The organism is Marilutibacter aestuarii, assembly GCF_006546775.1.
Taxonomy (GTDB): Bacteria; Pseudomonadota; Gammaproteobacteria; order Xanthomonadales; family Xanthomonadaceae; genus Marilutibacter; species Marilutibacter aestuarii.
Genome location: NZ_VICE01000022.1, coordinates 1 through 19,097 on the forward strand (window position 1 = coordinate 1; position 19,097 = coordinate 19,097).

General features: G+C 65.6%; 15 protein-coding genes. 14 read left to right on the plus strand and 1 reads right to left on the minus strand.

Features of this window, described 5'->3' with window-relative positions; all coding sequences use genetic code 11:
- Positions 1-368: 368 nt before the first annotated feature.
- A complete protein-coding gene (locus FKV25_RS02655; protein ID WP_141517250.1) occupies positions 369-1,481 on the minus strand; it encodes a PilT/PilU family type 4a pilus ATPase in 1,113 nt (370 codons plus the stop codon).
- On the opposite strand from FKV25_RS02655, the gene FKV25_RS02660 reads away from it, so the two are divergent.
- From FKV25_RS02660 to FKV25_RS02725, 14 genes are all read left to right on the plus strand, one after another.
- Positions 1,474-1,965 carry a DUF4398 domain-containing protein gene (locus FKV25_RS02660; protein ID WP_246071860.1) on the plus strand — a complete coding sequence of 164 codons (492 nt, stop codon included), beginning with the start codon at positions 1,474-1,476 and terminating at the stop codon, positions 1,963-1,965. The two genes, FKV25_RS02655 and FKV25_RS02660, sit on opposite strands and share 8 nt — an antisense overlap.
- On the plus strand, positions 1,962-2,897 hold the full coding sequence (locus FKV25_RS02665) for an OmpA family protein (RefSeq protein ID WP_141517251.1): 936 nt from the start codon (positions 1,962-1,964) through the stop codon (positions 2,895-2,897). The genes FKV25_RS02660 and FKV25_RS02665 overlap by 4 nt, the downstream gene beginning before the upstream one ends.
- Before the next feature lie 404 nt (positions 2,898-3,301).
- Positions 3,302-3,523 (plus strand): HP1242/YdcH family protein, encoded by a 222-nt coding sequence (locus tag FKV25_RS02670; RefSeq protein ID WP_141517252.1) that lies wholly within the window; start codon positions 3,302-3,304, stop codon positions 3,521-3,523.
- Positions 3,524-3,772: 249 nt separating this feature from the next.
- On the plus strand, positions 3,773-5,149 hold the full coding sequence (locus tag FKV25_RS02675) for a pyridoxal-phosphate dependent enzyme (protein WP_141517253.1): 1,377 nt from the start codon (positions 3,773-3,775) through the stop codon (positions 5,147-5,149).
- Positions 5,150-5,282: 133 nt separating this feature from the next.
- Positions 5,283-6,461: a cystathionine gamma-synthase gene (locus FKV25_RS02680; RefSeq protein WP_141517254.1), complete on the plus strand. Its 1,179-nt coding sequence runs from the start codon at positions 5,283-5,285 to the stop codon at positions 6,459-6,461.
- Entirely contained in the window at positions 6,458-7,294 is an 837-nt protein-coding gene (locus FKV25_RS02685; RefSeq protein ID WP_141517255.1) for an ABC transporter permease, read from the plus strand. Before FKV25_RS02680 ends, FKV25_RS02685 begins: the two co-directional genes overlap by 4 nt.
- Before the next feature lie 3 nt (positions 7,295-7,297).
- Complete coding sequence (locus tag FKV25_RS02690; protein ID WP_141517256.1) at positions 7,298-8,428, plus strand: ABC transporter ATP-binding protein; 1,131 nt, start codon at positions 7,298-7,300, stop codon at positions 8,426-8,428.
- Positions 8,429-8,462: 34 nt separating this feature from the next.
- Positions 8,463-9,893 (plus strand): class I SAM-dependent methyltransferase, encoded by a 1,431-nt coding sequence (locus FKV25_RS02695; RefSeq protein ID WP_141517257.1) that lies wholly within the window; start codon positions 8,463-8,465, stop codon positions 9,891-9,893.
- 38 nt (positions 9,894-9,931) lie between these two features.
- Positions 9,932-12,406 (plus strand): glycosyltransferase, encoded by a 2,475-nt coding sequence (locus FKV25_RS02700; protein ID WP_141517258.1) that lies wholly within the window; start codon positions 9,932-9,934, stop codon positions 12,404-12,406.
- Positions 12,403-15,216 carry a glycosyltransferase gene (locus FKV25_RS02705; protein WP_170218485.1) on the plus strand — a complete coding sequence of 938 codons (2,814 nt, stop codon included), beginning with the start codon at positions 12,403-12,405 and terminating at the stop codon, positions 15,214-15,216. Before FKV25_RS02700 ends, FKV25_RS02705 begins: the two co-directional genes overlap by 4 nt.
- A gap of 101 nt (positions 15,217-15,317) precedes the next feature.
- Positions 15,318-16,739 carry a coiled-coil domain-containing protein gene (locus tag FKV25_RS02710; RefSeq protein WP_141517260.1) on the plus strand — a complete coding sequence of 474 codons (1,422 nt, stop codon included), beginning with the start codon at positions 15,318-15,320 and terminating at the stop codon, positions 16,737-16,739.
- A gap of 22 nt (positions 16,740-16,761) precedes the next feature.
- On the plus strand, positions 16,762-18,147 hold the full coding sequence (locus FKV25_RS02715) for a sulfotransferase family protein (RefSeq protein ID WP_141517261.1): 1,386 nt from the start codon (positions 16,762-16,764) through the stop codon (positions 18,145-18,147).
- Between the two features lie 17 nt (positions 18,148-18,164).
- Positions 18,165-18,836 carry a 6-hydroxymethylpterin diphosphokinase MptE-like protein gene (locus tag FKV25_RS02720; RefSeq protein WP_211345347.1) on the plus strand — a complete coding sequence of 224 codons (672 nt, stop codon included), beginning with the start codon at positions 18,165-18,167 and terminating at the stop codon, positions 18,834-18,836.
- On the plus strand, positions 18,833-19,097 hold a 265-nt coding region (locus FKV25_RS02725), incomplete at its 3' end, for an MBL fold metallo-hydrolase (RefSeq protein ID WP_141517263.1). The genes FKV25_RS02720 and FKV25_RS02725, both read left to right, overlap by 4 nt.

Genomic DNA, 19,097 nt, shown 5'->3' on the forward strand with positions numbered 1-19,097 from the left:
GGCTGGACCCCAGCGTTCGTTGGGATGACGGTGTGATGGGTTGCCGGACGGGGGCGGCGGCGTCGCCGTAGGGTGGGTCGAGCCGAAGGCGATACACCCGCCGTGGGATGGGTAAAGCCGAAGTCGCAACCCATCGATACATGCGCGTGCCCCTCTGGCCCGGTGGGCCTGGCTTCGCGCGACCCTTTTTACGAAGGCAGGTCCTTCAGGTCAGCATTCGTGAGCGCTCGTCCGGGGCGCGAGGCTGGCCACGCCCCGGGCCCGTGACTCCCCACGAATCACCCATCACAAATCTCCCAACCCTCCAGACATGAAAAAAGCCACCCGCGTGGGTGGCTTTCCTTTGGTGGGCGGGGCCGATGCCCGCTTCAGTGCGATTCGGCGTTGAATACGTCGGCGTAGGGGTCGTGTTCGCTGCCACCGCCCTCGGAGAGGCGGAACTTGAGCGCCAGGCCATCGCGGGAGTCCGCGGCCTTGAGCGCCTCTTCCATCTCGACACGGCCTTCCTTGACCAGCCGGAACAGGCACTGGTCGAAGCTCTCCATGCCTTCCTCCAGCGTTTCCTCCATCGCCTGCTTGATCTCGTGCACCTGGCCACGACGCATGAGGTCGCGGATGTGCGGCGTATTGATCAACACCTCGGCGGCCGGGAGGCGACGGCCATCGGTACCGATGACCAGGCGCTGCGAGATGACCGCCTTGAGGTTCAGGGCGAGGTTCATGAGCACGTTCTTGTGCGCCGACTCGTTGAAGAAGTTGAGGATGCGCTCGAGCGTCTGGTCGGCGTTGTTGGAGTGCAGCGTGGCCAGGCACAGGTGGCCGGTCTCGGCGAAGGCGATGGCCGCCTCCATGGTCGCGGCGTCGAGGATCTCGCCGATCAGGATCACGTCCGGCGCTTCGCGCATCGCGTTCTTCAGCGCGTTGTGGAAGGCGTGCGTGTCCAGGCCCACCTCGCGCTGGTTGACGATCGACTTCTTGTGCTTGTGCAGGTACTCGATCGGGTCCTCGATGGTGAGGATGTGCCCGGAGGTATTGCTGTTGCGGTGGTCGATCATCGAGGCCAGCGTGGTCGACTTGCCCGAACCGGTGGAGCCGACGATCAGCACCAGCCCGCGCGGTGCCATGATGATGTCCTTGAGCACCGACGGCAGCTGCAGCTCCTCGATGCTGGGGATCACGCTGCGGATGGCACGGATGACCATGCCGACTTCGCCGCGCTGCTTGAACACGTTGATGCGGAAGCGGCCCGCGTCGGGCAGCGCGATCGCCATGTTCAGCTCCAGGTCGCGCTCGAACGACGGCACCTGGCCCTCGTCCATCAGCGAATAGGCGATCTTCTTGACCATGCCCGGGGGCAGGCCGGTATTGCCGAGGGGGTACAGTTTGCCCTCGACCTTGATGTAGACAGGCGCGCCGGTGGTCAGGAACATGTCCGACGCATTTTTTTCCGTCATCAGCTTCAGGAAATAGCCGATGTCCATACTGCAGCCCCTTGTTCGATACGGTTCCGGCGGCCCGACGTTGCAAGCCGGCCACCGGCTTCAGACAATGGCCCGGCGATTTCGCAACCGCATGGCCTCCCCAATGATCCCAAGCTTCGCACAAATCCGTTACCTGCTAGTGGCCTCAGTTCTCGCTTCCGGCCTTTCCGGCTGCGCGAGCCTACCGCCCCCGACCGCCGAACTGGCGGACGCCCAGCAGTCGATTTCCGTGGCCTCCGATGCCGATGCCGACCAGTATGCCGCCCAGGACATCGCGACGGCGCGCGAGGCGCTCAGCCGGGCGCAGGCGGCGATGTCGGAGGGGCGCGAGGACGATGCCCGCAGGTTCGCCCTGGCCGCCGACGCCGATGCCGACCTTGCGCTGGCCCGCAGCCAGGAAGCGAAGATGAACGCTCAGGTCGCCCAGCGGCGCGCCGAGATCACGCAGTTGCAGCAGCGCCTGCAAGGGGAGGGTGGCCGATGAAGCGCCTTGCCGCCTGCCTCGCCCTGGCCCTGGTCGCCGCGCCCCTGGCCCATGCCCAGAGCACCGACCCGTCCGCGACCCTCGCCCAGCGCCTGGCCGCGCTCGACAGCGATCCCGCCGTGGCCAGCTACGGCGCCTACGAACGCCTGCAGGCCCGGCAGGCGCTGGAGGCGCTCGACAAGGCGTCCAGCCGCAACCGCGAAGCCGCGCGCTACGTGGCCGAGCGCCGCGTGTCGATCGCCGAGATCGCAGCGCGCAACCAGGTCCTGCAGCAGGAACTGGGACGCCTGGAGACCCAGCGCAGCGAGCTCCTGATCGAGGCCAGCCGTCGTGATGCGGCCCAGGCCCGCGCCGAGGCCGAGCGCCTGCGCCTGCAGGCCCAGTTGCAGGCCGAAGAGGCCGCCCGCCTGCGCGAGCAGACCGAGGCCGGCGAAGCCGCGATGCAGGACGTCGAGAACGCCCTGGTGGGCGTGGCCGGCGTGGAGAACGCGCGCCTGAAGGCCGCCCGCGAGCGCGAGGCGGCGCTCGCGCGGCAGGAGGCCGAGCTCATGGCCGGCGGCGCCCTGCCGCCCTCGAAGCAGGAGCGCCGCGGCGAGGTGTTCACCCTGTCCGGTGACGCCTTCGCCTCGGGGCGCGCCAGCCTGACCCCGGCCGCCGAAGTGAGCACGCGCGCGCTGGCCACCTACCTCCAGGCCGGTGGCGGCAAGACCCGGATCCAGGTCGAAGGCCACACCGACGACCAGGGCGATCCGGCGGCCAACCAGGCCTTGTCGCAACGCCGCGCGCAGGCCGTGGCCGACGCCCTGGTGGCTGCCGGCGTGAGCGCCTCCCGCGTCCAGGTCGAAGGCCTCGGACAGAGCCGGCCGCTGGTCGACAACGGCACTGCCGAAGGCCGCGCGCGCAATCGCCGCGTCGAGGTCATTGTCAAATAATTCTTTTTAAACAATGGGTTATTGAGTCCGTAACGGCCGGGTCCGATTCGACCCGGCCCGTTCCTGCCCGGGGCTGAACCGCTCGTCGCCCGGGGTGGCGAGCGTCTTGCTCCGCCCGGGGGGGAGGAGTAGGGTCGGTTATCCAAGCGATTGGTTTCCGCTTGGCGATGAGCCCGGCCTGATGACGCACTCGATCCCGCTGCCTGCTACCGCCGCCCCCGACCGGGACGCGCCGGGAGTGCGCAAGGGCGGGAAGGTGGTGCTGCTGCATCCCCGTGCCGTTGTCCAACCCGACCTGTCCGCGACGCCTCGGCCCATGGCCGGGGCGTTTTCGTTCGCGGGCACTTCCTGTCAGCCCGGCCATCCGGCCGGACTCTCCCACCCCCGCCGTCAGGAGGTTTTCCATGTTCGAAGAACAGCCCCAGCCCGTCATCGAGGCGCTGATGAAATCCAACCCCGAGTTCAAGCAGCTGTACCAGCGCCACAAGCTGCTCGACAAGAAGGTCAATGCGGCCGAACTCGGGGTCCTGCCCATCGATGACGTCACCCTGGGGCGGATGAAGCGCGAAAAGCTGGCCGCCAAGGACCGCCTGCTCCGGCTCTACGATCCCGACACCTCACACTGAACTTCCTCAGCTTCGCACGGCGGCAGGCCTTCCTCGTCGGTACCTGCCGCCAGCGAACCCGGAACCGCCGCGGCTGCCCCGCGCAGCCGCGGCGGTTGGCCGGTTCCCACCGCGGCGCGACCCGCGCCGCCTTCCGCTGACGCGATCCGCATGCCATGGGCGCATGCGGGGCGCCGACCCGGCGGCACGCCCGGTAGAATCCCCCCGAACGCCGCACGTCCGCGGCCCGTTGGAGACCGAGCGATCCCCATGGCCATACATGCCTCCGTACTCGAACTGATCGGCGCCACGCCCATCGTCAAGGCACAGCACCTCGACACCGGCGCATGCGAGCTCTACCTCAAGCTGGAGTCGCAGAACCCGGGGGGGTCGATCAAGGACCGTATCGGCCTGAAGATGATCGAGGCGGCGGAGGCCCGCGGCGACATCAGGCCCGGCGACACCCTTGTCGAGGGCACCGCCGGCAACACCGGCCTGGGCCTGGCGCTGGTCGCGCAGCAGAAGGGCTACAAGCTGCTGCTGGTGGTCCCCGACAAGATGAGCCGCGAGAAGATCTTCAACCTCAAGGCGATGGGCGCACAGGTCCTGCTGACCCGCTCGGACGTGGCCAAGGGCCATCCGGACTACTACCAGGACATGGCCGAGCGCATCGCCCGCGAGACGCCGGGGGCCTACTTCATCAACCAGTTCGGCAATCCCGACAACCCGGCCGCGCACGAGCAGGGCACGGGCCCGGAGATCCTCGCCCAGATGGCCGAGGTGGGCGGACTGGACGCGATCGTGTTCGGTTGCGGCAGCTCCGGCACCATGAGCGGCCTGTCGAAGTGTTTCGCCGAGCAGTCCCCAGGCACTGAACTGATCCTCGCCGACCCGGTGGGCTCGATCCTCGAGGAATACGTCAACCGCGGCACCCTGAGCGAGAAGTCCGCCAGCTGGATGGTCGAGGGCATCGGCGAGGACTTCCTGCCCAGCATCTCGGACTTCAGCCGCGTCACCAGGGCCTACGCCATCAGCGACAAGGAGAGTTTCCTCACCGCGCGCGAGCTGCTGGAGAAGGAGGGCGTGCTGGGCGGATCCTCCACCGGCACCCTGCTCGCCGCCGCGCTGCGCTATTGCCGCGAACAGACCACGCCCAAGCGCGTGCTGGTCTTCGTCTGCGACACCGGCAACAAGTACCTCTCGAAGATGTACAACGATTACTGGATGCTGGACAACGGTTTCCTCGAGCGCGAACCCGCCGGCGACCTGCGCGACCTGATCCTGCGACCCTATGCCGCGCGCGACACCGTGGTGGTGGCGCCCACCGACCTGCTGGTGACGGCCTACCAGCGCATGAAGCTCTACGACGTCTCGCAGTTGCCGGTGATGGAGGGGGACGCGATCGTCGGCATCGTCGACGAGAGCGACGTGCTGCTCCACGTCTATGGCGACGAGAGCCGCTTCCGCGACCCCGTGTCCACCGCGATGGTCAGCAAGCTCGACAAGGTGCCGGTGGGGGCGGCGATCGAGACCCTGCTGCCGATCTTCGATCGCGGCCATGTCGCGATCGTGATGGACGGCGACCATTTCGTCGGCCTGATCACGCGCATCGACCTGCTCAACTACCTGCGTCGCAGGGTGGAGTGAGACCAGGGAGGGGGTTGGCGCTGGGCCCGGCCATGGACCGGGCCTGAATGGACGCGGGGACGCCGGGGGTGGCGATGCTAGACTTCCCGGTCGCCGCGCGACCGCCGGCGGACATGACGTGGAAGTACTGGCAATGACAGAACGACAACCGGATGGCGACGGCCGCAGGCCCGGTCTGGGCACCCTCGCGATCCATGCGGGCCAGGCGCCCGACCCCAGCACGGGGGCGGTGATGACCCCCATCTACGCGACCTCGACCTACGTGCAGTCCAGCCCCGGCGAACACCAGGGCTTCGAGTATTCGCGCACCCACAATCCCACCCGGTTCGCCTACGAGCGCTGCGTCGCCGCCCTGGAGGGCGGCCGGCGCGGCTTCGCGTTCGGCTCGGGCATGGCGGCGACCTCGACGATCCTGGAGCTGCTCGACGCCGGCAGCCACGTCGTCGCCATGGACGATGTCTACGGCGGCACCTACCGGCTGTTCGAACGGGTCCGCAAGCGCACCACGGGCCTGGAGGTCAGCTGGGTCGACCTCGGCGACGAGGCCGCGTTCGAGGCGGCGATCCGCCCGGCCACCCGGATGGTCTGGATCGAGACGCCGACCAATCCCATGCTCAAGCTGGTCGACATCGAGCGCATCGCCGCCATCGCGCATCGCCATGGCCTGATCGTGGTGGTCGACAACACCTTCTGCTCGCCGATCCTGCAACGCCCGCTCGAAAAGGGCGCCGACATCGTCATGCATTCGGCGACCAAGTACCTCAACGGCCATTCCGACATGGTCGGCGGCATCGTGGTCGTTGGCGACGACACCGACCTGGCCGACCGGATGGCCTTCCTGCAGAACTCGGTGGGCGCCGTGCAGGGCCCATTCGACAGTTTCCTCGCGCTGCGTGGCCTGAAGACCCTGCACCTGCGCATGAAGGCGCACTGCGAGAACGCGGCGGCGCTCGCCGAATGGCTCGACACGCATCCTGCGGTGGAGAAGGTCATCTACCCCGGGCTGGCTTCGCACCCGCAGCACGACCTCGCCCGTCGCCAGATGGACGGCTTCGGCGGCATGATCAGCATCGTCCTCAAGGGTGGCGTCGATGCCGCGAAGCGCTTCTGCGAACGCACCGAACTGTTCGCCCTGGCCGAGTCGCTCGGCGGCGTCGAGAGCCTGGTCAACCACCCCGCGATCATGACCCACGCCTCGGTGCCGGCCGATCGCCGCGAACGGCTGGGCCTGTCCGACGCGCTGGTGCGCCTGAGCGTGGGCGTGGAGGCACTGGATGACCTGAAAGCCGATATCCAGGGAGCCCTTGCATGACTGCCACTGCCTCGCGGAGTTCCCGCGTCATGGGAAGGGGGGGGCAAGGCGCATTCTGGAGCGAGTTGGCCGCCAGTTGGCGAAACCCTGAGTTCTGGGCGCTCTCGAGTTGGCTGGAGATACTTGCGAAGGCCCGGAAGTCGAGGTTCGGCATTCTATGGCTATTGGCACCCTCAATCGTTTATGTGTACGGACTGGGTTCGTTCTTTGGAGGGATGCAGGGTCGAAGCCTTTCGGAGTTCGCTGCCCACATTGCGTTGGGAGCAATGGTTTTCCGTACCGTGATTTCGGCAGTGATAAATAGTGCGAACGTATTCAGTTCGAATTTTTCATTCATAATGGACGGGCATGTACGGCTTACCGACTACCTAATGCAGTCGTTGGCGAAGGCCTTTTTCGACCTTTGCATGTACCTGCCCGTTACGATCCTCGCACTGTGCATGTTCCCGGATGTCCACCTCGTTGGGCTGCTGCTCGCCCCGCTTGCTTTGATCGTGATATTCATCAATGGACTTTGGATGGGTACGGTATTTGCGCTGGTTGGTGCCAGGTATACTGACCTGGGTCAGCTAGTAGGGAATGTCTCAATATTCCTGTTCTTGCTGACCCCAATAATCTGGTATCCAGATCAGCTTCCCGCGAGTAGCGAGCGAGGACAGTTGATGCGCTTCAACCCATTCTTTCACTTGGTGACCCTGTTTCGCGCACCGGTGTTGGGCGAGCCCATGTCGACCGCTTCGATCATCTATGTGGCTGTAATGACGATCCTTGGGCTGTTTCTCGCCACGTTTCTGTATCGACGCTATGCGCGGTTCGTGCCGCTCTGGATCTAACGCGTGACTACTTCGATTACAGTCAAGGATCTTTGCTTGGACGTGCCGGCTTTCGTGCAGCGGGAGCGAGAGCAGAGGGGCTGGCTCGACCTGTTCTTGGGTGCGGCCTTCGATCCGCCGAGCCGCAAGATGGTAAGACTGCTGAGCGGTGTGGATTTTCAGCTGAAGGACGGTGATCGCCTGGCGATTTTGGGTCGGAATGGCGCAGGGAAGTCGACGTTGCTTCGTGTCCTCAATCAGGTTTATCAGCCAACAACAGGCTCGGTTGAAGTCCAGGGGTCATGTCAGGCGCTTTTGAATATGTCGCTTGGCTTCAGTGCCGAAGCCACAGTGCGCGAGAATATATTCCTACGCGGCATCGCAATGGGGTTGACGGCGGGTTTCCTGCGAACGCAGGTGGATCCCATCCTTGAGTTCTCCGGGTTGCGAGAGAAGGCCTCTCACAGGCTTCGGACCTTGTCGTCGGGACAGAAAATGCGACTGGGTTTCGCCATATCGACCAGCATCCAGAACGACATCATCCTCATGGATGAGTGGGTCGGTGCGGGAGATGCGGAGTTCATGTCCAAAGCCAAGGAGCGGATGCAAGATCGTGTAGGGGGAAGCAAGATCCTGGTGCTCGCGAGTCATAGTATTGGGTTGCTCAGGAACATTTGTAACAGGGGGATTGTCCTCGAGCAGGGACGGCTTATACATGATGGCGACATCACGAGTGCATTGAAGGCCTATCACGAGCTCCTGGCGGAGTTGCGTGCGAGAAATATATTTCCCGAGGCTGCAGCAGACGCATCGGCGGGAGCGCAGATATATGGGTGCGCGGAGAGTCTTTCGTTCTCTGGCGGAAAGGCACTCCTCAAGGGATGGATTCTGGACATGGAGGGGGTGGTTCCCAGCTCGGTCGTGATCGAGTTTGCGGACACGCGCGTCGCCGCCAGCAAGATTTCCTTCCATGTTCGCCCCGATGTGGTCGCACACTTTGGCCTGTCGGACGTGAAGTGTGGTTTCGAAGCGGAGTTCGACTTGCCGGCCGGCCGCTCCGCTTCCAGCCTTGGTGGCAAAGTTTCAGTATTCGGCGGAAAGACTGATGGCGATGCAGAGGCGCCGTTGCGGTCGGCACCTGGGCTCTTGTCCTAGGAACGCGCGTTCATCGTGAAGCCCTTTTGGGGCAATGACTTTAGGCATCGAGATGGCTCAATACCAATCCTTCCCCGGCGCGCCAGGAGATTCGCTCTCGCTGGACAAGCTCAAGGCCCTGCAACTGCCGCCGTTGAAAGGCAAGCGATTCCTCGACGTCGGCTGCAACGAGGGATTCTTCTGCGGTTACGCGGACTTCCTGGGCGCCGAGCGATCGGTGGGTCTGGACAGGTCAGCACTCTTCCTGGAGCGCGCGCGTGCGCGCTTCGGCGGGTGCGAGTTCATCACCGGCAGTTGGGACCAGCTCCCCGAGGGGGACTTCGACGTCATCCTGCTGGCGTCGGCACTGCACTACGCGGAAGACCAGCCGGCGCTCGTCCACTCCCTGGTCGACAAGCTGTCGATGAACGGCGTGCTGGTGCTCGAGCTGGGCATCGCCTCTTCGCCCAAGAGCGAGTGGGTCCGCGTCACGCGCGGGATAGACGAGCGCTACTTCCCCTCGATGCCGCTGCTTCGCGAACTGCTTGCGCCCTATGCCTGGAAATGGATGGGTCCCAGCGTCAAGCAGGATGGCGATCCGGTCAATCGGCACGTGCTCCATATCAGCAGGCGGCGAAGCGTCGCCTATCTGCTGATGCAACCGCCGGCATTCGGAAAGACCAGTATCGCCAACGGGCTCTTCGAGAAGGCGGGCTGCCCGGTGGTGTCCGGGGACGCACTCGTGGCGCGGATAGCAGAGGGCAAGCAACCCGTCTCGAAGCCGCTCGGGGACCTGGCCAGCACGGACTTCTCTCCCTTTCGGCTGGACGCGACCATCCAGAAGATCTTCGACTCGGGCCTCCAGGACGAACTGCTCGATGCTTGCCTGGAAGGGGCAGGCGGTTCGGATTTCGCCCTGGACATGTACGTCCCCACCGAGCGCCATGCGGCCGTACAGGCGTATTTGTGCGAGCGTGGCTACCTGCCCGTGACCCTGGCCTGGGACAAGCCGGGCGCGCGACCGCCTTCCCAGCGTGACGTGGATCAGTGGGCGGAGCGGTTCTACCTGTCGCTGGTCGAGCCTGCCCCGGAGTCCACCGAGGCGGCGGCTGACGCTGCCTGGCGTCCGGACGGTTGTGGCTTCATCGACGAAGCCAGCTTCGTCGATGGGGTGCTGGCCCTGCGTGGCTGGGCCGTCGACCGGGACGGCAGGACGCCGGGGTCGATCGAGGTCAGGGTCGGTGAACGCGTGTTCCGCCTGGATGGTTACGAGCGCCAGATTCGCCATGACGTGCAACGCTCGCTCGACCTGCCGCATGGTCTGTTTGGCTACCGGCTGGTACTGGATGTCCCGGGAGTGGATGCCCGCGTCCTGGCCCGATCGCTGCAGGTGGGCTTGCCCGACGGTGCTTCCTTCGGGTCGACCCGGTCGGTGTCGGAGCTCCTCCAGGAAGCCCGCCCCGTCTCCGACGACATCATTCGATGAAGTGAATCCAAGCGCATCCCGACTGGCTGACCCGAGAAATGCCCCCCATCGTCCTAGTTGATCCCGCCCTCGGCAGGACGGGTGCCCACAACCGGGGTTTCGCGGAACTGTTCGCGAGCTGGATCCAGGTGGGCGGCATCCTCGCCAACGTGCGGATGGAAGAGGCGCTGCGCTCTTCGCTTGGGCGGCAGCTGGCGCTCGTCGAGGCAAGGTTCGACGTGGATTTTTATGCCCTGGCCGGGAAGCAGGGGGGCGTCGCCCATCATTGGGACTGGGTGTTCGGGCTGTCCCTGGGTTATCGCCAGGCACTGGAGGTGGCGCTCGAACGCTGGCCATCCGGCCCGTTGCGCATTCTTTACCACACGCTGTCGTGGGAGCATGCGGCTGCACTCTCGCTGGCCCTGCATGCGCTGGGTCCCCGCGGGGATCGCCTCCAGCACATCGCGCTGCTGATGTATTCCCCCGGCGTGGACTGCGAGGGCCGTTCGCTCGATGCGGGGAAGGCCATGAACTTCCGGTTGGCGTTCGATGCGCTGAGAGGCGCCGGCGATGTCCGGCTATACGCGAGCTGCGGGGAGTACTCGGAAGCCTATCGCCATCTCCTCGGCCTGCCTTCGCCCCTGGATATCCATCCATGCTTCCTGGGCAACTGGGACCTGCCCTCCGCACGTGTCCGCAATGCGCGGGAGCGGGTCATCCTCTACCTTGGCGAGGTCAAGCAGGACAAGGGCGCCCTGGAGCTTCCGGATCGCCTGCGCAGGGAGCTCGCGGCCAGCAGGGGAAAGCGGCAGTTCCTCCTACAGTTCTCGTCGGTCAGGACCGACGCTGCGCGGCAACTGCTCAGTGAACTCCACGACATCGCACGTGGTCGCGACGACGTACGGATCCACGAGGGATTCTGGTCGGACGAGCAACTCGTCGAAGTCCTCTCGGGGTCTGGGGTGCTGCGCCTGGACTACGATGCACCGGCATATGCCCACAAGACGTCCGGCCTGCTCTGGCTCGCGGCCTGGCACCGGCTCGACGTGACGGTGCCGGCCGGCTCATGGCTGGAGAGGGAAGCCCTGCGGCTGGGCATGAATATCCTCCCCAGTGATGCGCCGATCGGGGAAGCCGGCGACCTTGCCCGAGTTCCCCGTGTGCCGAATGCGTATTTCGCACGCATTTTCACGCCGTTCCGCAGCTGGCTCGAGGCGCTTCCCGCACCCGCCTCCCGGGGAGGTCGTGCTTCGGATACGAGCGACTTCCCACGCATCGACGACGCTCGGGACGGGGGCATGGATGTCGTCCTGTTCTGGAAGCAGAACGACTCGACCGTGTATGGGCGCAGGAACGACATGGTCGCGAAGTACCTGGCTTCCCGTCCTGACGTGAGGACGGTGCTCGTGGTCGATGCGCCGATCAGCGAGGCTCGGCTCGAGTCGTTCGACCGCGTCTCCGACCCATCGCGACACGATCGCCTGATCGCGGAGAGGACCCGTGCCAAGCAGGAAAGCCGGCTCGATCGCGGCAAGATCCGGCACGCGGTCTTCGTGCATGAAGGCGGAGAGTACGCCTTCGATGAACAGGATCGTCCGCGCGCGGCCTTCCTCGATGCATACGAAGGCTTCCTGCGCGCGCTTTTCCTCAGATCGGGCATCGACCCGGCCAACAGCCTCTTCTGGGTGTATCCCAGGAATTTCTCCATCGAGCCGCTTATCGACCGGTTCCACCCCCGCCACCTGGTCGTGGATGTCGTGGACGATCACCGCGCATGGCCGGGCGTCGAGCCGGCGGAGAAGCATCGCCTGGCACGGCACTACCAGGGGCTCATGAAACGAGCCGACCGAGTGCTGGTCAACTGCGAAAGCGTCCTCCAGGCCATGGAGGAGCTGGGTGGAACGCCCCGCCTGGTGCCCAATGGCTGCGACATGCCCCTGCCAGGCGGCCTGCTCGCGCACGCCCCCGCTGCGGGAACGACCGGGCGCGTGCTTCCGGACTTTGATGGGCAGGTGCTGGGATACGTGGGAAACCTCGAAAGCAAGATCGATGTCGACCTGCTCGATCGGCTGGCGCATCGGTTCCCTCGATGCCGGATCGTCCTGGTGGGTTCGACGCATGCCAACCCGGATGTACTTCGCCTGTCACGCCATTCCAATATCGTCTTCCCAGGGGTGGTGCCTTACGACGAGCTCGGCCCTTGGCTCGCGCGCATGGACCTGGGCATCATTCCGCACCTGAGGTCGGAACTGACGCGCCACATGAACCCACTGAAGGCTTTCGTCTACCTGGCCAACGGCGTACCGGTCGTGTCGACGGATGTTCCGAACGTCGAACCGATTCCCGGCCTGTTGGCCGTCGCGAGCGACACCCAGGCCTTCCTTGAGACCGTCGAGCAATGGCTGGAGCGCCCGAGGCCCCCGCGCTCGCGTTTCACTGCCGTCGCAGCGCGCGTGAGTTGGGAGGCAAGGTTGGGTGGGGTCGTCGATGGACTTGCCCCTTCCGATCGCCGGATGGAGGAGGCGGCGCGATGACGGTCAGTGAAAAGGATGTCGAACTGGTATTGACGTGCGGACTGTTCGATGCGGACTGGTACATGGCCCGCCATCCGGATTTGTCGTCCGCGAAGCATGCTGCCCGCCATTATCTTTCGCGCGGTGGCGTCGAGGACCCGGGACCCGCCTTCAGTGCATCGGCATACCTCTCGGCGCACCCCGACGTCGCCGAGGCCGGCATCGATCCGCTGTTGCACTTCGTCCGCTACGGTCGCGACGAAGGACGTGAAACCCGCCTGGCCGATCCGGCGGCTGCGCTACGGAGCGCTCCCGGGCTGGCCAGGGGCGGCTATCACGAAAGCCTCGTCCGCGTGGATGGCGTGTTCGACGAAGCGTTCTATCTTTCGACGAATGCAGACGTGGCGGAGACCGGCCAGGATCCCATCCGGCACTATCTCCAGCATGGCGCCACCGAGGGGCGGAACCCGAATCCCTTCTTCGACACCATCTATTACCGTGACAGGCACATGGGCGACGGCGACGCGCTCAACCCGCTCGTCCATTACATTTGCTCGCCTTCCCGGGCGAACGTGGATACGTCCCTCAGGTTCGACGGTGCCTACTACCTGGCGCGGTATCCCGATGTCCGGGAATACAGTGGCTCGCCCCTTGGGCACTTCGTCAGCCACGGGGTCATGCAGGGGCGCGTCGCCTGTTTCGCGGCAGGCGATGCGTGGCACGCCGGGATGGCGTCCGACCCGGCACGCGTCCCTTGCACCGTCGTCGTTGCCGTGCACGATGCCCACGACCAGGTGGTCCAGTGCCTGGACGCGCTCTTCCGCCACACGCGCCTGGACGGGGGGGACCAGGTACTGCTGGTCGACGATGCGAGCACCGATCCCCGGATCGCGCCCCTGTTGGAGCAGTATGCGTCGCGTCCAGGGGCTCGAGTCCTGGCGAACCCGGTCAACCTGGGTTACACGACCACGGTCAACCAAGCGATCGCGCGATGCGGCCCGGGTGACGTGGTCCTGCTCAACAGCGATACCCGGGTAGGGCCTCAATGGCTCGTCGGCCTCAAGCAGGCCGCCAGTTCCGACCCTTCGATAGGCACGGTCACCGCAGTTTCCAACGACGCGGGCGTGTTCTCGATCGCCGCGCCGGAAAATGCGCTCGAGCGCTTCGGCACGGATGCATTGGCTCGCGTCGCACTGGGTGCAGGGGCGTTGCCCTTCGAAGTACCCACCGGGAATGGCTTCTGCCTGTACATCCGGCGTTCAATGCTGGACCGGGTGGGTGGTTTCGACGCCTCGGCCTTCCCCGTGGGTTATGGGGAGGAGAACGACTTCTGCATGCGTGCCGGCAACGACGGGTGGCGCCACCTGGTGGCGCCGTCGGTGTATGTCTGGCATTCCCGTTCTTCTTCATTCGGCGAACGCCGTGGCGCGCTCGCCCGACAGGGCTTTGATCGGGTGCGGGCCATGCACCCCGGGTACGAGGCGGCCATCGCCGCGATCCCGGCTGCGCACGGACTCAAGGACGCGAGCTATCGGCTCGGCAGGCAATTCCGTGCGCTCGAGTCCGCGGCGGTTGCGGCCAGGCCGCGCATACTGTTCGTGATCTCCACGCGGTCCGGTGGCACGCCACAGACCAACCTCGACCTCATGCGGGCCATTTCGGACGAGTTCGAGCCATTCGCGCTGTCCAGCGATGGCCAGGTGCTGGAAGTGCTGGGCGCGGGGAGCGGCGGCTACGAGTCCGTCGACCGGATCGCGTTGGCGGAGCCACTTCGCTTCCAGATGCATTCGAGCGCGGAATACGATCGGGTCGTTCGCGCGCTGATGGTCCGGATGGGCATAGAGGTCCTCCACGTACGGCACCTCGCATGGCATGGCCTGGGCCTGCCGGGTGTAGCGCGTGGACTCGGCATCCCCGTGCTCATGTCGTTCCATGACTACTACAGTGTATGTCCCACCGTGAACCTCCTCGACGGGGAGGGCGCGCTGCACGTCCAAGGCGTTGAAAGGGATGGATCCAACCCCTTGTGGGATCGAGATCCCACGGCCTTGCCGATGACGCCCGTGCGCCTTGCGTCGTGGAAGGAGCGCATGCAGAGGGCGCTGCAACCCGTGTCAGCGTTCGTCACGACGTCGCCCGCCGCGCGCGCGTTGATCGTCGGGGCGTTGCCTGCGATCGGAGATCGGGCCAACGACTTCCATGTCATTCCGCACGGCCGTGATTTCGAGCGCTTCCTCCCGCCTGCCGTGGACAGGAATGCAGGCGTTCGCCGCCCGCTCAGGATCCTGCTGCCGGGAAACTTCTCGCGCCACAAGGGCGCGGACCTGGTGCGCGGACTCAAGGCGCTGGACGTCGGCAACCAGCTCGAACTGCACCTGCTCGGTCGCTGCCCGCCAGAGTTGGAGGCGCTCGTCGTCGCCCACGGCTGTTATGCCCGGGACGAGTTCGTCGACCTCGTCGAGGGGATCGCGCCAGATCTCGCGGCGGTCCTTTCCGTTTGGCCGGAAACGCACTGCCACACATTGACCGAGAGCTGGGCCTGCGGCCTGCCCGTGGTCGGGGTCGACGTCGGTGCGGTCGCCGAAAGAGTGCGAACGCATGGCGGCGGATGGTTGATCGATTTTCCGGCGAGCCCCGACGACCTCTACCAGTTGCTGCGGCGGCTGGCCATGGACCCTGGCGAACGCGCTTCGCGGGCGCGGCAGGTCGCAGACTGGCAGGAGGGTGCCGGTCGGCGGGAAGGTGTGACGTGGATGGCAGATCGCTATCGTGCGCTGTACCGCAGCTGCCTGCGTGGGCATGCGCCCGCGCGTCACGAGGGGAATCCTTGATATTCTCCCCGGTGGTTCCTGCTGGGCCACGCTGAAGCCCGGGTGCATGCCCGGGTCGGGTGGGCCGAGCGTTCCTTCCCCCGTCCCGAAGCATTCATGCCATGAGAACACTGATCGACAGAGCTGGAAAGGAGTTCCGGGCCCCCCCGGGCGTCGTCCTCGTGGTCGGTGGGGGGAGGGGCGATTCGCTGGAGGCCTTGCGCGCCCTGGGTGCGAAGCGCCTGGTCCTGGCCGAGGCCGACCCGCGCCTCTCGGCCACCCTGGCACGGCGGATCGATCCCGCCAAGGGCGAAGAGCTCGTCGACAAGGCGCTGGTTGCACGGGCCGAGGGCGACGCGATCCTGTACGTGGTCGACCAGGCCGAGTACAGCAGTACCCTGGCACCCCGCGGGTTGTTCAAGCTTTTCCCCAATCTCAACCTCGTCGAGGAACGCCCGGTGGGCACCCTGGAGTTCCCGGTGCTCGTGTCATCGCTGGCGCTCGAGGAAAGCCAGCCGCACCTGCTCATCATCGACGCGCCCGGGCAGGGCCTGGCACTGTTGGCGTCCTTGCCCGGAGCGCTCCTGAGGAAGTTCTCCGAGATCCTGGTCCGTGCCAGCGACGTGTCCCTCTACGCGGATGATGCAACGACGGACGAAGTTGCCACCTTCCTCGGCAACGCAGGCTTCACCACGCCCGAGCTCGACGCCGAAGCCATCTACCCCGTCCAGGCCCTGCGCAGCCGCCGTGATGCCGCGCGGTGCGAGCTGATCCGGGTCATCGACGATGGCAGGGCCGAGCTGGAGCAACGCGAGGCGGAGATCGCACGGCTGAAGGCGCAGGTCGACGAGCAGGCCGATGCGCTTGCGCAGGCGACCCGCGGCCATGAGGCCGAGGTGGGGAAGCTCGCAAAGGAGCGCGATGTTCTCTTGGAGCAGCTGAAGCAGGAGCGAGATGCGCAGGCCCAGCTGGCCAAGGCCCATGAAGTTGAATTGAACAAGCTCGCAGAGGCGCGCGGTGTTCTCCTGGAGCAGCTGACGCAGGAAAGGGATGCGCAGGTCCAGCTGGCCAAGGCCCGTGAGGGTGAATTGAACAAGCTGGCGGAGGAGCACGGCGCCCTGGTCGAACAGCTGGCTCAGGCGCGAGACGAAGGAGCGAGGCTCGCGGACGAGAAAGAAGCGCTTGCGGGCCAGTTGATCGAGGCCCGCGACGTTCAGGCGAAGGTAGCGAAGGAGCACGACGCGCAAATGCAGGAGCGCCATCTCGAGATCCAGGCGCAAGCCAAGGGACTTGCGGAGAAGGATGCCCGCTTGGCCGAACTGACCAAAGAGCTCGAGCAATCCCGGCGGGACGTTGCCGAACGTCAGGCCAAGCTCGACAAGGCCAGCCACCAGGGCCAGGAGCGCGGCGCGCGGATCATCGAACTGGAGCGTGATCGGGAGGAGCTCGATCGCTATCAGGCATGGTTGAACCGGGAAGTGGTCAAGGCCGAGGCGCACGTGGAGCTGATCAAGGAGCTCGTATTGCGGAGCGAGCAGTCGTGACGAGACCCGGGAGTGGCCTGGCATGACCACGCGTCGCACCCAGCCGGCAGGCAAGCCGGCACGGTCGAAAAAGGCGCCGGCAGCCAAGCGTGCCTCTGCTCGCAAGCGGGATCCGGGCGCGTCGGGGCGCGAGATGGCCGTCCCTGCCGAAACCCGCCCGGGCGCGCGTGGCCTCTTGGAGCGTCCCGGCGGCGGGGAACTATTGGCGGTTGCCCGCATGCAGTGGCAGTTCGCGGACTGGGTGACCCTGGCGGCAACGCCCTGGGAGCAGGTGAGCGAGTGTCCGGAGCGGGAACGCCTGGCCATCCTGGTTGGCGCCGCGCACCTGCAGCTCGAAGACGTGCCCGCGGCTCGTCGCGCACTCGGCCAGGCGATCGAGTGGGGCGCCAGGAAGGAGGAGGTTGCGGCGGTACTCGTGGCCGGTACCCATAACGTCTTGGGCCGAATCGCCGCGGTTTCCGGCGAGGAATCGCAGGCGCTCGCGCACTTTGCCAATGCGGTCGAGGGCGTGGAGGGCGACCGGCGCCTGGCATCCCAGGCGCGCTCGATCCAGGAGATCGCGCGGCTCGACCTGCTGGACCAGGTCGTGGGGGTGATCCGGCGCCACTCCAGCCCCAGCCTGAGGTCCGCACGCCAAAGGATCGGCCCTTCGGTTGATTCGCTCGGCGCGGCCAGTGCGCCACCCGTCCGCCCTTCGGCATTGCCGCGGCCCGGCGTACCCGGCGCGGACGTCGGCGGCGCGCTTGCCCGGGCCGCAAGGTCGGGCAGACGCACTCTGGTCGTGGTTGCGGGAATGCGGCACTCCGGCTCGACGGCATTGTTCAATATCCTGCGCCAGGCGCTCGAAGCGGAAGGCCTGGCCTTCGAGTCGCTGTACTCGGAGGGGGCGCACCAGGCGCTCCTGGACGACCCGGAACAGGGCGTGCTGCTCGTCAAGACCCACGAATTCCGCGACGACATCGCCGGCCAGGCTGCCGTGGTCGTGACCTCGCGTCGCGACCTCAGGGATACCGTGGCATCCGCCGCGCGACGGAAGTTTCCGTTGCTCGAGAAGCTGGGAGGCGCCACGGAATATGCCAAATACAATCGCACCCTCCATGACGCCTGGGAGGTGAGAAGCGATTACGTGTTCCTCTATGAGGACTACAGGGCCAATCCAGCCAAGGAAATAGGTCGCTTGTTCCAGTACCTGGGGTTCACCCGGGCGGATCCGGATCAAGTCGCGTACGCGGTGGAGAATCTGCCGACGGATCAGTACGACAAGCTGCTGTTGAGTCCTACCCATGTGACTGACCCGGAACGGATCCTCAGCTTCAGGGATACGCTGTCGGAAGCGCAGATCGAGAAGATCCAGAGCGAAAACGGCACATGGCTGCGCCGTTTCGGTTACGACGGCAGGCCTGTCTAGTGTCGCGCAGGCTGGAAATGCTCAAGGATCGTCATCGGGGCGAACGAGGCGTCATCGTGGCCAATGGGCCGTCCCTCAATCGCATGGATCTCGCGTTCCTCCGGCGCGAAACCGTGGTCGGGATGAACAAGATCCACCTGGGCTTCGATCGATTCGGCTTCTATCCACGCTACTACGTCGCGGTCAACAGGCATGTGATCGAGCAGTCCCAGCGCCACATCAGGGCCCTGAACTGCGTCAAGTTCATCGGCGACCGCGGCAGCGAAGGCCGCATCCAGGAGGACGCCCTGACGTACCTCCTCAACACGCGAGAGCCGCCCGCGCGTTTTTGCCATGACATCGCCCAGGGACTCCACGAGGGATGGACGGTGACCTACGCGGCGCTCCAGGTCGCGCGTTACCTCGGGTTCCAGGAAGTGGTCCTGATCGGGCTCGACCATCGCTATCGCTACGAAGGATCCCCGAATGAACTCCTGAAGTTCGAAGGGCCGGATCACAATCATTTCAGTGAAGCGTACTTCGGTCACGGCCAAGCCTGGAACAACCCGGACCTGGAGCGGTCCGAGGAGTCCTATCGGATTGCCCGCACCGAATACGAGAAGGAGGGGCGCCGCATCCTGGATGCGACCGTCGACGGCGCCTGTACCCTCTTCGAGAAAGTCGACCACAGGGACATATTCCAGTCATGAACGCCCAACGCCACCCCACCGACGACGTACCCGTCCGCCTGCTCGGCCAGTCCGGATGCCGACTGGCATTCCCGGGCTGCACTGTCTATCTGGATCCGTATCTCTCCCACTCCGTCGAGAAGCTCGATGCTCCCGACCTCAAGCGCCTCCTGCCGGTGCCCGTGGCCCCGGACGAGGTCGTGGATGCCGACTGGGTGCTGATCACGCATGACCATATCGACCATTGCGATCCGCATACCCTGCCCGAACTGTCCAGGGCGT

Excerpts from the sequence above, each read along its gene's own strand:
- FKV25_RS02710 (WP_141517260.1), top strand. The coding sequence starts at position 15,318 with ATGAGAACACTGATCGACAGAGCTGGAAAGGAGTTCCGGGCCCCCCCG.
- FKV25_RS02695 (WP_141517257.1), top strand. The coding sequence starts at position 8,463 with ATGACTTTAGGCATCGAGATGGCTCAATACCAATCCTTCCCCGGCGCG.
- FKV25_RS02660 (WP_246071860.1), top strand. The coding sequence starts at position 1,474 with ATGTCCATACTGCAGCCCCTTGTTCGATACGGTTCCGGCGGCCCGACG.
- FKV25_RS02665 (WP_141517251.1), top strand. The coding sequence starts at position 1,962 with ATGAAGCGCCTTGCCGCCTGCCTCGCCCTGGCCCTGGTCGCCGCGCCC.
- FKV25_RS02705 (WP_170218485.1), top strand. The coding sequence starts at position 12,403 with ATGACGGTCAGTGAAAAGGATGTCGAACTGGTATTGACGTGCGGACTG.
- FKV25_RS02680 (WP_141517254.1), top strand. The coding sequence starts at position 5,283 with ATGACAGAACGACAACCGGATGGCGACGGCCGCAGGCCCGGTCTGGGC.
- FKV25_RS02700 (WP_141517258.1), top strand. The coding sequence starts at position 9,932 with ATGCCCCCCATCGTCCTAGTTGATCCCGCCCTCGGCAGGACGGGTGCC.
- FKV25_RS02670 (WP_141517252.1), top strand. The coding sequence starts at position 3,302 with ATGTTCGAAGAACAGCCCCAGCCCGTCATCGAGGCGCTGATGAAATCC.
- FKV25_RS02685 (WP_141517255.1), top strand. The coding sequence starts at position 6,458 with ATGACTGCCACTGCCTCGCGGAGTTCCCGCGTCATGGGAAGGGGGGGG.
- FKV25_RS02715 (WP_141517261.1), top strand. The coding sequence starts at position 16,762 with ATGACCACGCGTCGCACCCAGCCGGCAGGCAAGCCGGCACGGTCGAAA.
- FKV25_RS02655 (WP_141517250.1), bottom strand. The coding sequence starts at position 1,481 with ATGGACATCGGCTATTTCCTGAAGCTGATGACGGAAAAAAATGCGTCG.
- FKV25_RS02675 (WP_141517253.1), top strand. The coding sequence starts at position 3,773 with ATGGCCATACATGCCTCCGTACTCGAACTGATCGGCGCCACGCCCATC.
- FKV25_RS02720 (WP_211345347.1), top strand. The coding sequence starts at position 18,165 with ATGCTCAAGGATCGTCATCGGGGCGAACGAGGCGTCATCGTGGCCAAT.